General features: G+C 38.3%; 16 protein-coding genes. All 16 read right to left on the minus strand.

What is annotated here, in order from left to right:
* Positions 1–34 precede the first annotated feature (34 nt).
* Entirely contained in the window at positions 35–457 is a 423-nt protein-coding gene (locus Q2U82_RS14540; RefSeq protein ID WP_410005547.1) for a Fur family transcriptional regulator, read from the minus strand.
* A 15-nt stretch (positions 458–472) separates the two neighbouring features.
* Complete coding sequence (locus Q2U82_RS14545) at positions 473–811, minus strand: P-II family nitrogen regulator (protein ID WP_120187509.1); 339 nt, start codon at positions 809–811, stop codon at positions 473–475.
* Between the two features lie 114 nt (positions 812–925).
* Positions 926–2,164: an efflux RND transporter periplasmic adaptor subunit gene (locus Q2U82_RS14550; RefSeq protein WP_410005548.1), complete on the minus strand. Its 1,239-nt coding sequence runs from the start codon at positions 2,162–2,164 to the stop codon at positions 926–928.
* Positions 2,165–2,180: 16 nt separating this feature from the next.
* Positions 2,181–6,596 (minus strand): CusA/CzcA family heavy metal efflux RND transporter, encoded by a 4,416-nt coding sequence (locus Q2U82_RS14555; protein WP_410005549.1) that lies wholly within the window; start codon positions 6,594–6,596, stop codon positions 2,181–2,183.
* 117 nt (positions 6,597–6,713) lie between these two features.
* Positions 6,714–7,109 carry a hypothetical protein gene (locus Q2U82_RS14560; RefSeq protein ID WP_226789943.1) on the minus strand — a complete coding sequence of 132 codons (396 nt, stop codon included), beginning with the start codon at positions 7,107–7,109 and terminating at the stop codon, positions 6,714–6,716.
* 59 nt (positions 7,110–7,168) lie between these two features.
* Positions 7,169–7,375, minus strand: a complete 207-nt coding sequence (locus tag Q2U82_RS14565; RefSeq protein ID WP_084709024.1) for a GDCCVxC domain-containing (seleno)protein — start codon at positions 7,373–7,375, stop codon at positions 7,169–7,171.
* On the minus strand, positions 7,375–7,941 hold the full coding sequence (locus Q2U82_RS14570; protein WP_410005550.1) for a helix-turn-helix domain-containing protein: 567 nt from the start codon (positions 7,939–7,941) through the stop codon (positions 7,375–7,377). Before Q2U82_RS14570 ends, Q2U82_RS14565 begins: the two co-directional genes overlap by 1 nt.
* A gap of 262 nt (positions 7,942–8,203) precedes the next feature.
* On the minus strand, positions 8,204–10,015 hold the full coding sequence (locus Q2U82_RS14575) for an efflux RND transporter periplasmic adaptor subunit (protein WP_045079542.1): 1,812 nt from the start codon (positions 10,013–10,015) through the stop codon (positions 8,204–8,206).
* Between the two features lie 110 nt (positions 10,016–10,125).
* Positions 10,126–10,608, minus strand: a complete 483-nt coding sequence (locus Q2U82_RS14580) for a DUF305 domain-containing protein (RefSeq protein ID WP_410005551.1) — start codon at positions 10,606–10,608, stop codon at positions 10,126–10,128.
* Positions 10,609–10,628: 20 nt separating this feature from the next.
* Positions 10,629–11,342, minus strand: coding sequence for a PepSY domain-containing protein (locus tag Q2U82_RS14585; protein WP_410007168.1), 714 nt, complete (start codon positions 11,340–11,342; stop codon positions 10,629–10,631).
* Positions 11,343–11,375: 33 nt separating this feature from the next.
* Positions 11,376–12,599 carry a permease gene (locus Q2U82_RS14590; protein WP_410005552.1) on the minus strand — a complete coding sequence of 408 codons (1,224 nt, stop codon included), beginning with the start codon at positions 12,597–12,599 and terminating at the stop codon, positions 11,376–11,378.
* A gap of 387 nt (positions 12,600–12,986) precedes the next feature.
* Positions 12,987–13,547: a DUF3347 domain-containing protein gene (locus Q2U82_RS14595; protein ID WP_410005553.1), complete on the minus strand. Its 561-nt coding sequence runs from the start codon at positions 13,545–13,547 to the stop codon at positions 12,987–12,989.
* 18 nt (positions 13,548–13,565) lie between these two features.
* Positions 13,566–14,018: a heme-binding domain-containing protein gene (locus Q2U82_RS14600; RefSeq protein ID WP_410005554.1), complete on the minus strand. Its 453-nt coding sequence runs from the start codon at positions 14,016–14,018 to the stop codon at positions 13,566–13,568.
* Positions 14,019–14,624 carry a DUF3347 domain-containing protein gene (locus Q2U82_RS14605; protein ID WP_410005555.1) on the minus strand — a complete coding sequence of 202 codons (606 nt, stop codon included), beginning with the start codon at positions 14,622–14,624 and terminating at the stop codon, positions 14,019–14,021. It abuts the gene before it with no gap.
* A 58-nt stretch (positions 14,625–14,682) separates the two neighbouring features.
* Positions 14,683–15,069: a DUF302 domain-containing protein gene (locus Q2U82_RS14610; RefSeq protein ID WP_410005556.1), complete on the minus strand. Its 387-nt coding sequence runs from the start codon at positions 15,067–15,069 to the stop codon at positions 14,683–14,685.
* A gap of 11 nt (positions 15,070–15,080) precedes the next feature.
* On the minus strand, positions 15,081–15,263 hold the full coding sequence (locus tag Q2U82_RS14615) for an SHOCT domain-containing protein (protein ID WP_410005557.1): 183 nt from the start codon (positions 15,261–15,263) through the stop codon (positions 15,081–15,083).
* Positions 15,264–15,267 lie beyond the last annotated feature (4 nt).

Consider the following 15,267-nt stretch of genomic DNA (forward strand, 5'->3'; position numbering starts at 1 on the left):
TTATAAATGATAATTGAATTTAAAAACCAAACGTTTAATCCAGATTGTCGCTGCATTTTTCGCAAATGCCCTTTACCACCAAGTTAATGTCCTCGGTAATGTAGCCATCGGGCAAGCTGATATGCGGGATTTTATGCTCTGTTAAACAGACCGTTTCATTACAATTGTTGCAATGAAAGTGTAAATGAAGGTCGTTGCCGACCTCGCACTCACAATTTTCTTCGCAAAGGGCGTATTTTATAACACCTGTCCCATCCTCAATTTGATGCACAATACCTTTTTCTTCAAACGCTTTCATAGTCCTAAATAGGGTGCTTCTTTCACTGACCTTAAAATCCTTTTCCAAATCGCCAAGACTGATGGCCACCTCTAATTCTGCCAAACGTTTGTAGGTCATTAGGCGCATAGCCGTAGGTCGTATTCCTTTACTTTCCAGAAGTTGGACTATTTTTTCCATTTGCACTAAAATGTTTTATAGGTCGTACCGTTTTAAGGAATCTCCAGTTTTAATCTGAAAGGCATCTTCAATATTTGCTATATAAATAATACCATCTCCAGGCCCGTCGGTTTTGGCGTTGGCTATAATTGTTTCAATGGCCGCTTGGGCTTCCTCATTTTGACAGACCAGTTCCAACTTAACCACTGGACTATCTGTCACGTGAAAATCCAGCGACGGTCTTGCGCCTTTTGACTTGAATGCACCAGTGCCTTCAGCTTGTGAAAGGGTCATACTTTTGAACCCATTATCTGATAGTGCTTCAATGACTCTTTGGATTCGGTTCGGTTTTATAAATGCTTTTATTTCCTTCATATTATGGGTTTTTAAAATGTTAATCGATTTTGAACCGAGCCTGTTTTCTAATTTTTAACTAACCAATTAAGATGACAAACAAACTCGGAATCAAAATCCTTGATTTTTAGAGAATTAATGGTCGTGTTCCAGTTCGCCCTTAACCATTTCTGATGATAGGTTATAAGCTCCTTTGATGACCACTTTGGCATCCTTTGAAACTTCGGCAGGTAGATTAACTTCCACAAAGCCCAAATCAGTAATACCAACCGTTACGGGTATCATTTTAAATTTCATTTTGTTCGCTTCCATTGCTTCATCTTCATCCAAAATAAAAATAAAGGATTGCTCGCCTTCTTTTATAATGGCAGCTTCCGGTACGGCAAAACCTCTTTTCTCGCCTTGCACTATTCGCCCTTCAACGTACATACCCGGCAATAGGTTTTTATCCTTGTTTTCAATATCTGCCAAAACTTCCAATGCTTTTGGGTCAGTATTGAAGGTTTTGCCAACAGACCTAACGGTTGCCTTAAGCAGTTCGTCTGGACGGGAAGCTGTTGAAAAATATATCTGTTGCCCTTTCTTGATTTGCTTTATGTCCTTCTCATATACTTTGAAGTTGACATAAATCTTTGAATTATCGCTTATTGAGAACATTTTGGATTGTTGCGCCACGTAATCGCCAAGGCTAATCATTACTTCATCCACATAGCCACTTATGGGTGTGGTAATGGGAACAGCGGAATATATTTGGCCTTCAGCTACTTTGTCAGGATTGATGCCCAACAGTCTCAATTGGGACCGCAAACCATTGACGCTGGATGTTGTGGAACGAAATTTTGACTGCGCCATCTGAAATTCCTTTCCAGAAGAAACACCTTTATCATAAAGGGTCTGCTTGCGCTCAAAATCCTGTTTCAAAAAGACCAGTTCATCATTTTTTTCCTGATATTCCTGTTGCATTGCAATGATATCTGGGTGTTCTATATATGCCAACACCTGTCCTTTGCTTACGTTATCTCCAGGTATTACTTTTATGGAACTCACATTTCCACCAACAAACGGACTGATGTTCGCCTTATCCTGTGGGAAAAGTTCCAGCATACCTGTTACCTTAATGTTGTTCCCTAAATTTCGTTCCTCCAGAGGTTTCATTTCCAAACCGATGGTTTCAGCCTGTTGCTTTGTAAGTTCTACAACGCCTTCTTCCTCACTATGGCCTCCTTCTTCTTCGCCGTGTGCATCTTCGCCAGCAGCTTCGGTTTTTGATACGCCTTCAGCTTCGTTATGCCCAAGTTCAGATTTTTGGCCATCGTTACAACTCATAAACATAAGTGTAAATAATACGGTACTTACTAATAGTATATTCTTCATTTTTCTTCTTTTTATATTATAGATTACCCAACTGATATTGTACCTCAATAGATTGTTGGTTGTATTGATTGATGTATTCCAAATGTGTTTGCTTTATCCTGATGGCACTGTTAAGGATGGTTATATAGTTGACGTAATCTATTTCGCCTTCCTTGGATGCCAATTCTGCGGTGGTTATTTGTTCTTCCGCCAAAAGCAATGCGCCTTCTTCATAATACTGCAATATTTTCCGTGTTTTTTGAAGGGATTTGAACAATTGCGACACCCTACTTTCGGTGGTTGCCTTTTGTTCCAAATATTGATTCTCTGCAACCATTGCATCTGCCTTGGCTGCCTTTACCCTTGATTTCTGCGGAAAGAACCACAACGGAATACTGATTCCTGCTTGATATGTATTGAATCCGGAAACATCATCCACAACTTGCCGTCCGAACGATAAATTAAATTTCGGTAGGAATTGGGATTTTTCAACGCCCACATTTGCTTTACTTACTTCGGCGTTCTGCAACGCATATTGCAACATTGGGTTGTTTGCCACCGAGGTTGAATCCAACGTTGCCATAAAATCCAATGGTTCGTAAAAACCATCAACTGTTTCGATGGTTTCATCCGTTCCCAAATATTGTTTTAAGGCACGTTTGGCAATTTCAATATCGTCATAGGCTTGTTGCCTTAACACTTGAATCTGTTGAAATTCGGAAGAGGCTGAAATAAATTCCAGCTTACCTGTTTCTCCAGTGTCATAACGAAGTTGGGCAGCGGTCTTAAAATTGGCGTAAATACTGTCCAATTGGTTTGCAAAACGCAACTGTGCCTTGTAATAATTAATTTGGTCATAGGCTTGCATCACATTGCGCACCAATTGTTGTTCACTGGCCACATAAAACTTTTCTCCCAAGGCAATGCGCTCTTTGTAAAACTTGGATTTTGAAAATCCAGAAAGCAAGTCAATATTGCCCTGTTGCACACCAACAGTTGTCTGTACTCCAGGAAGATTATTACCATATTCTTCTTTGCCCGTGAAAACTTGTGTGTTACCAAGGTCAAAACTTGTTCCCTTTAGTGCCTTCTCCCGTTCAATAAATGCCTGACTTTCCTTAAGCGATGGATAATTCTGCTTTGCCATCGCAATAGCCTCATCTACGGTCAAGGTTTTCGGAATTGTGCCATCTTGATTGGTGTCTTGGGCCACCGCAGTTCCGGAAGCCATCAAACCACCCACCATCAACAATACGGTTACAATGTTCGTGGATTTGTTGATATAGCTTACATCGCTATCAGTATTGTTTCGTTCCTTTCTTGATTCCAACCAATAATACAATACCGGAAGGACTACAAGGGTTAAAAACGTGGCCGTAAGCAATCCACCAATAACTACTGTTGCCAATGGTCGCTGTACCTCGGCACCTCCCGAGGTAGAAATTGCCATTGGTATAAAACCCATAATGGCCGCCGTTGCGGTTAGCAAAATTGGTCGTAACCGTTCGTGTGTTGCTTCGTATATTCGTTTCTTTAAGTCTGTCATTCCACTTTCTTTTAATTCGTTGAATTTGTTTATCAGTACCAAACCGTTCAATACAGCTACCCCAAAGAGTACGATAAATCCGACTCCCGCTGAAATACTGAAAGGCATTCCCCGTATCCAAAGGGCAAACACGCCACCAATGGCTGCTAAAGGCACTGCCATATAAATCATTACTGACTGCGAGAACGAACTCAAGGCAAAGTAGAGCAATATGAATATCAGAAAAAGTGCAATAGGTACTACAATCATCAATCGGTCTGACGCACGTTGCAGGTTTTCAAACGAACCTCCGTAGGTCACAAAATAACCTGGTGGCAGTTTCACTTCCGTTTCCAGTTTTTGCTGAATTTCCTCGACCATCGATTTTACATCGCGCCCACGAACATTGACTCCTACCGAAATACGACGCGAGGTATTGTCCCTTGAAATCTGCATTGGACCAGGTTTGTAACTGATGTCCGCTACTTCCTTTAACGGTACTTGGGCACCATTTGGTAAATCGATATATAGATTTTTAAGGCTGTTGATGTCCTGTCTAAAGTCTTTCGCCAAACGAATGACAACATCAAAGCGTTTTTCGCCTTCAAAAATCACCCCTGCCGCTTCTCCTGAAAAGGCGGCACTTACATAATCATTCAGCTTATCAACGGTTACTCCGTACTGTGCCATTTTTGCACGATTGTATTCTACCGTCATCTGTGGCAAACCACTCGTGGCTTCCACATTGAGGTCGGCCGCTCCGGGAACGCTTCTGATAACCGCTGCGATTTCCTGAACCTTATCTGCCAACACGCCCAAATCTTCTCCGTACAATTTAATGGCCACGTCCTCCCGAACACCCGTAAGCAATTCGTTAAAACGAAGTTCCACAGGTTGCGTAAACACGAAATTCACACCGGGAACAACTGAAATTTTTTTCTGTATTTTTTCTATGAGTTCCTCCTTACTATCTGCGGAAGTCCATTTGCTCTTATCCTTTTCAAGAATGATATAGCTATCGGCAATGTCCATTGGCATTGGGTCTGTTGGTATTTCGGCCACACCAATCCTTGAAACCACTGTTTTTACTTCAGGAAATTCATTGATTAAATTTTGAAGTTTTTTTGAAGCTTCAATTGATTCCGTAAGACTACTCCCTGGTTTTATCAAGGCCTGAAATGCAATATCGCCCTCATCAAATTTAGGTATGAATTCGCCGCCCATATTGCTGAAAATAAATCCTGCAATCAATAGCAGCCCAACCGCACCAATAATGACACCAGCCCTAAAGCGAAGTGCGAAATTGAGCAATGGGACATACGCCCTATTCAACCCTGACATTATTTTATCGCTGAACCTGTCAATCCTGTTTTCAAATTTGGCGAACCAACTATTCTGATTTTTGGCAGGCTTTAGGAACATTGACGAAATCATTGGCACGTAGGTAAGACAAAGGATAATGGCTCCCAAAACCGCAAATCCGAAAGTAAATGCCATTGGACGGAACATTTTTCCTTCTACACCAGTTAAAAAGAGAATCGGTGTAAATACGATAAGGATAATAAGCTGACCGAAAAAAGCCGAATTCATCATCGTGCTTGCCGATTCATAGGCTATTTCATCCATTTCTGGCTGGCCAATGGCCGTTGTGGTTTTCTTCATCCGTTGATGGATGTGGAACACCATACCTTCCACAATGATGACCGCACCATCCACGATGATACCAAAATCGATTGCTCCCAAGGACATTAAATTTGCCCACACCCCAAATTGTTTCATCAAGATAAATGCAAACAGTAATGATAAAGGGATTACCGAAGCTGTAATTAATCCACCACGGAAACTTCCCAAAAGCAAGACCAAAACGAAAATCACAATCAAGGAACCTTCAATAAGGTTTTTTTCAACGGTGCTTGTGGTCCTTCCGATAAGTTCACTTCTACTTAAAAACGTATCTATGTAAACGCCTTCCGGCAGGGATTTTTGTATTTCTGCAATGCGCTTCTCCACATTTTCGACCACGTTACCAGGGCTTTCTCCTTTCAGCATTAAAATTTGTCCACCTACAGTTTCGTGGCCATCTTGGGTAAACGCACCATATCGCACCTGATTCCCATAGCCCACTTTTTCAGCGACATCCCGCACTAAAACAGGGCTTCCGTTTTGTGTGGTTACAACGGTGTTTTCCAAATCTTCAATGCTACGCGCCAAACCTTCTCCGCGAATGAAATTTGCTTGGTGGTTTTTCTCGATATAAGCACCACCTGTATTGGCATTGTTCACTTTCAGGGCTTCAAAAACCTGATTCATTGTAATGCCAAAACTTTTTAATTTATCAGGATTTATGGCCACTTCATATTGTTTCACATACCCTCCAAAAGCATTGACCTCGACGACTCCGGGGACTAATGCCATTTGTCGTTTTACAATCCAATCCTGTATGGTACGAAGCTCCATAGCATCGTATTTATCTTCGTAGCCTTCTTTTACTTTTAGGGTGTATTGGTAGATTTCGCCCAGACCCGTAGTTATTGGTGCCATAAATGGTGTGCCGAAGCCTTCGGGGATTTCTCCAGCAACTTCGGTTAATTTCTCCTGCACCAATTGCCGGGGAAGATAAGTACCTGCCTCGTCCTTAAAAACAATGGTAACCACAGAAAGACCAAAACGGGAAACGGAACGCAGCTCGATAACGTCAGGAAGGTTTGCCATTGCCAATTCTACCGGATAGGTAACAAATTGCTCAATGTCTTCAGTACCTAAATTTGGGGCAACTGTAATAACCTGTACTTGGTTGTTGGTAATATCGGGTACAGAACCCAGATTTATAGTGGCCATAGACCAAATGCCCGTACCTACAAGTGCCACTATAAAGAGCCCAATAATAAACTTGTTATTAATGGAAAATGAAATGATTTTGTTAATCATAGAAAAAGTATTAATTCAGTTTAAACATCGCAATGCAAAGAGATGCAATGCGTTTATGATGCGATACTTACTTTTAAAAGCATCACGGTAGGATATAGCTATCCTAAAAAAACTGAATTATACTTTAGGGGGTTGGAAAAGCGATTCCAGATATCTGGAAGTGAAGTTTACTTTATGTAAGTTAAACTGTTTTTTCTCTTCAAACTTTAGTCGATTGGTTAAAGCCGAATTGTTGTTCGCAATAATTAATACTAAAGGGTGACAACATTGATGATGGGAATGGACTGGTGTATTCTCCTTATCTGGGTTATTATGATGCCCTTCATTTTTTGCATCATTGTCAATGTAATCTTCAACTACATATTCAAGGAAAGAGTCTCCATAAACTTTATGGTCTTGATAATGGGTAATAATGCTTGAAATTTCTTTAATTGGTCCACAAAAGTCCATATCAATGCTAATTCCCTGAAAAAAGAATAAAATTGACATTGATATGGAAAAGAATATTTTCATAAATTTTGACAAAGATACAAATTAATCGATGCACAGGTTGTGCAAAGATTATTCAGATGTTAGCAACAATATTTATTTTCTTGAATTGGTGGACAAGGAACTGTTCCATAAGAACAAAACACACAACAATCTCCATCATAAGGCTTCAAGACTGTTTTACAATTCTCACACTCGTAAAAGAATTGACAAGCGTTTGTTGGCATCTCTTCTACTTTTTTGTGTCCGCAGTTTGGACAGGTAATCTCTGATTTTAATTGAATTTTCATCAAATCTCATCTAATGACTTACGGTTTTTATTAGTACTTTTTTTAAGTTCCGAAGGGGTCATTCCTGTTAGCTTTTTAAACTGATTGCTTAAATAAGCGACGCTACTGTAATTCATTCTGAAGGCTATTTCACTCAAGGTTAATTCATCATAAACTATTAGTTCCTTGACACGTTCAATTTTTTGGTTGATGATAAATTGCTCAAAAGTGATACTTTCTACGGACGAGAAGAGTGCACTTAAATATTTATAATCAAGATGTATGTTGTCGCTTACATAATCTGCCCATTTAATGTTCAGTTCGCTGGATGAGTGATGAATTTTATCTACAACCAATGTTTTCATTTGTTCAATAAGTTGGCTTTTACGGTCGTCAATCAAACTAAATCCTGAATTTTGAAGCACTTTGGAAAGACCACTTTTGGTCTTGGCATTTAATGAAGAGACTAATTTAACCTCTCCCAATTTGATAGAAACATACGGTATTTCAAGTTGTTCCAAAATATTGGATACTGCCGAGATGCATCTTGGGCAAACCATATTTTTAATATGGATAGTCTCATTCATATAATACTTGTTTCAAAATAATGTTAATCCAGATTTGTATAGAGAATAATAAACAGCAGCTATTGCTGCAACAACAAAAATCAATACTATTACAACGAAAGCTATAATTTTATCTTTTTTTGAAATATCACTTTTAGGTTGATGTTCCTTCCTTTCATTTTTTCTTCTATTTCTTCCGCTTTCACTCATTATCGTTCGCCGTGATAAAACCAAGATTGCTCTATGGTCTTATTCAGATTACTTGATTAATCCGTATTTCATTTTATTGTAATGTTGCTTTTACCTCTCCACAGGTTTTCATAGCCTCTCCATAATATGGGTTTCGCACCTCTTTTTCTAAACTTATCCAATAAGCACCCTTATCGTTATCTGCCATTGGACAAAACTGGATATATACATTTTCGTTAACCCCAAAAAGTTGCACACTACTTATCATATGCGCAGATAGATGCTTAAAATGTCCTCTTTGTGTTGCGATATCTGAACTGTTCTCAATAGCATTAGCAGAGGTCTTTAGTTCTTTCTGAATGGTCATCCAATGGTTATGTGCTTTTTCATCAGATAATAATTTCATATCTACTTTTTTCAAGGATTGGTTTATTTGGTTTCCTGCTTCTTGTGCATTTTTGGCATCATCATTTACCAATGCATCTTTTAAAAGGATATAATCATCAAAAACCTGTTTTAACTGATTTTGAAATTTGTTTGATACTTCAATTCTTTCGTTCATTTCTGTATGATTGGTTTTATTCATTTTATCTCCAGTATTATTTTTATCTCCCTCCATTCCCAAATGTCCTTCGTGGCCTGTCATTGTTTTGCCGCCTGTTGCATTCATCATACTTTTTTTACCTTGTAGTTGTGCAGCAGCATCAACTGTAAATGTTCCGTTTGTAACTACCTCTTCGCCGTTGGAAAGGCCTTCTGTAATAGTATAAACATCGCCGTTTTTATTTCCCAAGGTTACTGCTCGCATTTCAAAAACGGGTTCGTTGGGATTGGTTTTTACATACACTAATGAGCGTTCGCCTGTCCACATTACCGCAGTAGCCGGAACGGTTATTTGTGTTTCCATGTTATCACTACCTTTTGTCATTGCCACTTTTGCAGTTACAAACATTCCTGGCTTTAAAATATCTTCTTTATTGTTCAATGTGGTCCGAACCGAAACTGTTCTGGATTTCGTATTTAAAACTGGGTCAATAAACGAAACAGTTGCCTCAAATTCCTTGTTGGGATAAGCGTTGGTAGTAACAGTTATTTTCTGTCCTTCCTTTAATTGTGAAATTTGACGTTCGTAGGCATCAAACATCGCCCAAACGGTTCCCAAATCGCTTACTTTTACAATGGGCTGGCCTTGCTTTACATAGTCGCCTTCTTCTGCTATTTTTTGGGAAACTGTACCCGAAACCGTGGCATATATTGGAAAATTTTCCCGCACTTTGCCAGAGCTTTCAATTTGATTGATTTGGGTTTCAGAAAGTTTCCATAGTTTCAATTTGTTGCGGACAGCTTTATACAATGCAGGTTGTGATTCCTTCATACTTGCTGCTGTCAACAATTCCTGCTGTGCGGCAACAAGTGTTGGTGCATAAATAGTTGCCAATAATTGCCCTCTTCGCACTTCCTCGCCTGTGAAATTGACGTTAAGTTTTTCAATACGGCCTTCAAAATAACTTGCTTGAACTGCATTGGCCTCTTCGTTCGCCATAATCTTTCCTGAAAGTTGTATTGTATTTTCATCTGTTCCTGAAACATTTCCAACAATGGTGGTTTGGATATTCGCCAATGCCATTGCATTGTCGCTCATTTTTATTTCGTTCATTGCGAGTCCTTCTGCGCCAGTTTCGGCGGGAATTAAATCCATTCCGCAAATTGGGCAGTCGCCTGGTTCGGGTTGCATAATCTGTGGGTGCATTGAACAGGTCCACATTTGTTTTTCCATTGTGGAATTCTCGGTCATATCAGAAACGTTTTTGGTGTTTGCTGAACCTTCTGCTGAACGGCCAAAAAAGACGTAGCCCAAGACCAAGCCTATGGCCAAAATTGCGATGTAAATGATGTATTTTTTCATAATAGTTATAATTAAGTAGGTCTCGACTACGCTCGACCAGACAATTTATCTGTACGAACCTAATAGGTTTTATCCCGAAGTTTCGGGACTATTAGGTTGGATATTCAACATTATTTTGCTGCTTGCAAACGCTTTATCATATCTTTCATTTCCCCTATTTCTTTACGCTGTGACTCGATAATATCATCTGCCAACTTTCTGACTTCTGGGTCTTTGATATCTGCTCTTTCACTTGTTAAAATTGCGATGGAATGATGGGGAATCATTGCTTTCATCCAGAGTATGTCGCCAATGATTGGGCTTTGAGCTCTAACCAAGCCAAGTGCGCCGACAAACAAGATTAAACTTCCCAATAAAATAGCGATGTTCTTTTTCTTGTTTTGATACATTTTACGCGTAAAAAACCACATTATGATTGTCATTGCCGCAATACCCAAGCAACTCATATAGAACCGTGTTAGGCTAAAATAAACGTGGTCAATTGAATAAGTGTTAAGGTACATTGTAATGTACATTGCAATAAATGAGGCGGCAAGCATCAAAATGAATTTTGTGTAATTGCCTTTGCTTTCGTGTTGATTTGAATGTTCCATTGTTTTCGGGTTTTTAGTTATTATTTACTTATTTTCTTCTTCTTTATTTTTCTGATTGTTGGCGATGATATGTACCATAGCAGGAATCCGCTTAACACAGTAATCAATCCCAGAAGCGAAAATGCCCTTAATATAATAGTATTAAAGTTGTCGCGCGTGTCATAGTCCATTGTGTGGGTCATCCATAAAAAATCGAACCAACGCCACGCTCGATGCCTTACCGTCTGGAATTTTCCGTCGGTTACCGATATATAAGCCTTCAATGCCTCATCTGTATCATACGAAATAACGTAAGCTGGCAATAGTTTTTCCCGATATTCGTGATAGTCGTCCACTTCGGTTATTTTTTTGATGTTTGCCACTTTTAAACCTTCTTTCATATAATTTTTGGCTACCGACAAGGCTTCTTCTTCCGAAATATCTTGTTTTGCTTCCCCAGTTTTTGCACTATACAATTGTTTATTGTTAACCCAATAATAAGGCTCGTTGTTGATGTCCCTAATTTCGATACTTCTTATGCCTTCGGCATTATGCATTTCTGAAGGACTTATTAGATTGTTGAATGTTTTTGGCACATAATCCAGGTTGCGAAATTCGTCGCCGTGGATGTCGTCTATATTCGTCCAACTGAAGTACATTCCGCTGATGGTCCAAAACAAGAATTGAATCCCCAAAAAGAGCCCCAAATATCTGTGGGTCTTTCGTATTTTGATTGCTGTTTTTCTGTTGACTATAGTCATAAATTAGTTTTGTTTAATTAAAATCATTTAGTTCACAAAAAATTTAACTATCAATCCTCCAGCAAGCCAAACGTAGCTTACCAATGCAGCATATTTAAGTATATTTTCCAAAAGTTGACTTTTGGGTGCCATTTCCTTCATTTGTTTTACATCTTTCCTTTTGAAAAATCCGAGATATATTAAAAAACCTGAAAGTGCCAAAAAGGCTATGTTTAAATAGAAGGTATAATCTAATTTAAAGTATTCGCTATTTTGAATTTTTACTTGTGATGGGTCTGGAAGAAGGCTCAAAAAATCGAATGAATAATGCAGAATAAGTGATGCGCCAATCAATGCCATAAACAGTAAAAACAGGATGAAGAGCGACATTTTCCAACCATAATATTTGGCATTGATACGCAATATTGGAAAAACGACCAAGTCACTAAATATGAATGCCATAACACCTGCAAAACTTACACCTTTACCAAACAGCAACGCTGCTAATGGAATATTTCCCATAGAACCAATAAACGTCAAAAATGCTGCAATAGGCCCAACTATTATATGTTCTAAAATTTCAAAAAATGTAAAATCGGTGTTGCCATTCCCACTATTGATGAATAAGGTTTGAAAGAACGAATCGGGGACGAAAGCCGCTACGATTCCTGCAATAGTAAAGCCAACGGTTACGTCCTTCCATACCATTTTCCATTCCATTCCGTATTGTTTGGAAACTTTTGCCCAACCTTTTTCAGATTGAATTTTCTTTTTCCACGATTTGGATTCGTCCATATCATCGTCGTCCTTATCCTTTAAATTTTTTCTGGCGTTTTCGATTAGTTTTTTAGGATTTATCAAGCGTATCAATAGCCACGAAATGAGAATCAATAAAATTCCGCCGACATATTCGCCTACTATGAATTGCCAACCAAGAAAGATGGATATGATGATACCCAGCTCAATAACCAAATTAGTGGAAGCCAATAAAAAGGCAATCGATGACACGAAACTTGCCCCTTTTTTAAAAAGGGATTTAGTTGATGCCAAAGCCGAAAAGCTGCACGAACTGCTGATAAACCCAAAAAATGTTCCGAGCAAAACACCTTTACCTTCGTTTTCGCCCATTGTTTCCTGCATTTTCTTTTCAGTGATAAAAACCTGAATCATACTGCTGATGATATAACCGAGTGCAAATGCCCAAAGTGCCATCCAGAAAAATCCGGTGGTGGTAAATGCCGCTTCTGCCCATTGTTTTAGAAAGTTGTCCATTATTGATATATATTGATTGCCTGAAAACGGAAGGGAACATAGAAACTACCCAGTAAACTATGTGTCCCCTCCAAGGTCAGGGCTTTATTACCAAACGTTTTAAATTCTGGTATTAATAAATAAGTATAAAGTTACCTGACAAAGGAAGAGAGATGTTATTATATTAAGGATTTAATCTCTCCTCCCTCTTCTGCAGGCTACTATTAACCAAATCAACTTCTCTTTTTCAAAATTCATTGGGCCTGACACGGGAAGGAACAAACACTAACCATCAACATTGTTTTCCTTCCCAAGACAGGACTAAACAACTATCCAATGTCCTTATCATCTTTTACCTTCTGTTAACTAAAAACCAGAATTTTATAAAGATTTTTAAACAAGGAATATCTATTGAATAGTTTTTTGAACTTTTCCGCACTTAAGCATTTTACTTCCGTAATATGGGTTTCTAACTTCGTTACTTGAGCTTAACCAAGCACTCCCTTTATCATACATTGGACAAAACTGTTCGTACAGCGTGTTTTTTGTCCCCGTAATAGCAACCATATCTGTAATATCCTTGCTCAATGTTTTAAAATGCTCACGTTGGTGGTCTATGGCACTTTCAGAAATGTGCTCTGCGTGCTCGGTGGCATCTTCTATGATATCGGCAAGTTCTTTTTGTTCTTCTTTGGTATAACTTTTCGTGTCAAAAGCTTTAAGTGAAGCCATTAGTTTAGTTCCAGCCTGTGCTGCCTTTTTTGTATCATCGCCTACCAAAGCATCTTTCAGCATAAAATAATCGGCAAGAACTGCTTCTGCATTTGGATTCATTTTATCCATTTTCATCGAACTGTGGTCCATTTTCATATCACCGTGCTCGTGGTTCATTTTTTCTTTTTCCTGTGCATTGGTAAAAGCAACTACTAACAATAGCATTGCTGCTATACTCATTTTTAAATTTTTCATCTTTTTATTTTAAATTAATTATAAACTATCTTTTAATTGTGTGATAAAACTGATTAATTCTTCTGCCTCCGCTTCTGAAACCTTTGCATCTTTATGTATCAAAGTGTAAGAGTCCAAAGGCATTTCGCCACTTTCAATCTGCTTGATAATAGACCTTAACTTACTTGCTTTTCTTCGGCTTGACAATGAATCCCATTCGTTGAAATTCAATTCGGCCTTCCCTTCTTTGATATGGTCTTCTAAAAACCAGGCAACAGGTTGAATTTTATTATACCAAGGATATTGTGTGTTATTACTGTGGCAATCATAGCAGGATACCTCTAACTTCTTTTGAATATTTTCTGGAACATTATTGACCAGCATAAAATCGGTCGAAGGGACAGTATTACTTTGGTTACGAGCTGTTGGAACAAACTGAATTCCCACGAACGCTACCAGTAATATCATTGCTATGATTTTCACAATCTTCATTTAGTTGATTTCCTTTTGAACTTTTCCACAATTCAACATCCTACTTCCATAATAAGGATTCATTACATCTTTACTGGTGCTTAACCAAGCACTACCGCCGTCGTACATCGGGCAAAACTGTTGGTATAAGGTCTTTTCTGTTCCTGTAATAGCAACCATATCAGTTACATCCTTGCTCAATATTTTAAAATGCTCTCGCTGATGGTCAATGTCACTTTCAGAAATATGTTCTGCGTGCTCTACAGCATCTTCAATAATATCTTTCAAATTAGCTTTTTGAGTATCTGAAAAGTTCGAAGAAACATCAAGATTACCTAAACTCGTTGCCAGAGTTGCACCAAGTTCTTTGGCTCTAGCATTATCATCTGCTACCAAAGCATCTTTAAGATTGAAGTAGTCATTTAATATAGCTTGCGAATTGCCATTTCCACTCATTGCCATTTCTTTTTTATCGTCGTCGTGATGACCATCACTGTTATCGTGATTCATTTCTGAATGGTTTTCATCAGTGCTATTTTGTTCTTTGTTGTTGTCTTTACAAGACATTGCTGTTAAGGTTATAAATGCTATCGCAACTATACCTAAAGTTGATTTTAATTTGCTCATTTTGTTTTAATTTAAGTTTGTGTTTACTAATTATTATTACTGATTTTTGATAAGTGTATTATAACTTTTCAATAACGTTTTCCAGCATTGCAGTTATTTCACTGGCAATCTCATTCAATCTTTCATTTTTCACAGCCTGCATTGATGCCATTGGGTTTACGGCCGCAACTTCAATGATACCTGCTTCGATTTCCTGTACTATGACATTGCAGGGCAACATCGTTCCAATTTTATCTTCTGCCTGTAAAGCTTTGTGAGCATAGGGCGGATTGCAGGCCCCGAGTATCTTATACTTTTTAAAGTCTATATCCAGTTTTTTCTTTAGTGTTTCGGTTACATCAATTTCTGTAAGGATTCCAAAACCTTCTTCTTTCAACCCTTTCGTAACTTTATCAATAACCTCTTCAAAAGTTCCATTTACTGTTTTATTGAAATAATAGTTCATATTTTTTAATTTTAAGAATTAATGATTCGTTTCTGTTCTTCAAATTCCTCTTTAGTGATTTCACCATTGGCGAAGCGACGATTCAAAATTTCAAGAGGAGTTTCTCGCTTTCCCATTTTACTTCCATTTTTTCCTAAATACAAGAAAATCCCCAAGACAATCACTCCCAATACAATAATCCACGCGTACATCATAACT

This window comes from Aequorivita nionensis, from assembly GCF_046352995.1.
Taxonomy (GTDB): domain Bacteria; phylum Bacteroidota; class Bacteroidia; order Flavobacteriales; family Flavobacteriaceae; genus Aequorivita; species Aequorivita nionensis.

Coding starts and splice junctions, on each gene's coding strand:
- Q2U82_RS14580 (WP_410005551.1), bottom strand. CDS start 10,608: ATGGAACATTCAAATCAACACGAAAGCAAAGGCAATTACACAAAATTC.
- Q2U82_RS14540 (WP_410005547.1), bottom strand. CDS start 457: ATGGAAAAAATAGTCCAACTTCTGGAAAGTAAAGGAATACGACCTACG.
- Q2U82_RS14560 (WP_226789943.1), bottom strand. CDS start 7,109: ATGAAAATATTCTTTTCCATATCAATGTCAATTTTATTCTTTTTTCAG.
- Q2U82_RS14595 (WP_410005553.1), bottom strand. CDS start 13,547: ATGAAAAATTTAAAAATGAGTATAGCAGCAATGCTATTGTTAGTAGTT.
- Q2U82_RS14605 (WP_410005555.1), bottom strand. CDS start 14,624: ATGAGCAAATTAAAATCAACTTTAGGTATAGTTGCGATAGCATTTATA.
- Q2U82_RS14570 (WP_410005550.1), bottom strand. CDS start 7,941: ATGAATGAGACTATCCATATTAAAAATATGGTTTGCCCAAGATGCATC.
- Q2U82_RS14590 (WP_410005552.1), bottom strand. CDS start 12,599: ATGGACAACTTTCTAAAACAATGGGCAGAAGCGGCATTTACCACCACC.
- Q2U82_RS14550 (WP_410005548.1), bottom strand. CDS start 2,164: ATGAAGAATATACTATTAGTAAGTACCGTATTATTTACACTTATGTTT.
- Q2U82_RS14600 (WP_410005554.1), bottom strand. CDS start 14,018: ATGAAGATTGTGAAAATCATAGCAATGATATTACTGGTAGCGTTCGTG.
- Q2U82_RS14555 (WP_410005549.1), bottom strand. CDS start 6,596: ATGATTAACAAAATCATTTCATTTTCCATTAATAACAAGTTTATTATT.
- Q2U82_RS14565 (WP_084709024.1), bottom strand. CDS start 7,375: ATGAAAATTCAATTAAAATCAGAGATTACCTGTCCAAACTGCGGACAC.
- Q2U82_RS14545 (WP_120187509.1), bottom strand. CDS start 811: ATGAAGGAAATAAAAGCATTTATAAAACCGAACCGAATCCAAAGAGTC.
- Q2U82_RS14615 (WP_410005557.1), bottom strand. CDS start 15,263: ATGATGTACGCGTGGATTATTGTATTGGGAGTGATTGTCTTGGGGATT.
- Q2U82_RS14610 (WP_410005556.1), bottom strand. CDS start 15,069: ATGAACTATTATTTCAATAAAACAGTAAATGGAACTTTTGAAGAGGTT.
- Q2U82_RS14575 (WP_045079542.1), bottom strand. CDS start 10,015: ATGAAAAAATACATCATTTACATCGCAATTTTGGCCATAGGCTTGGTC.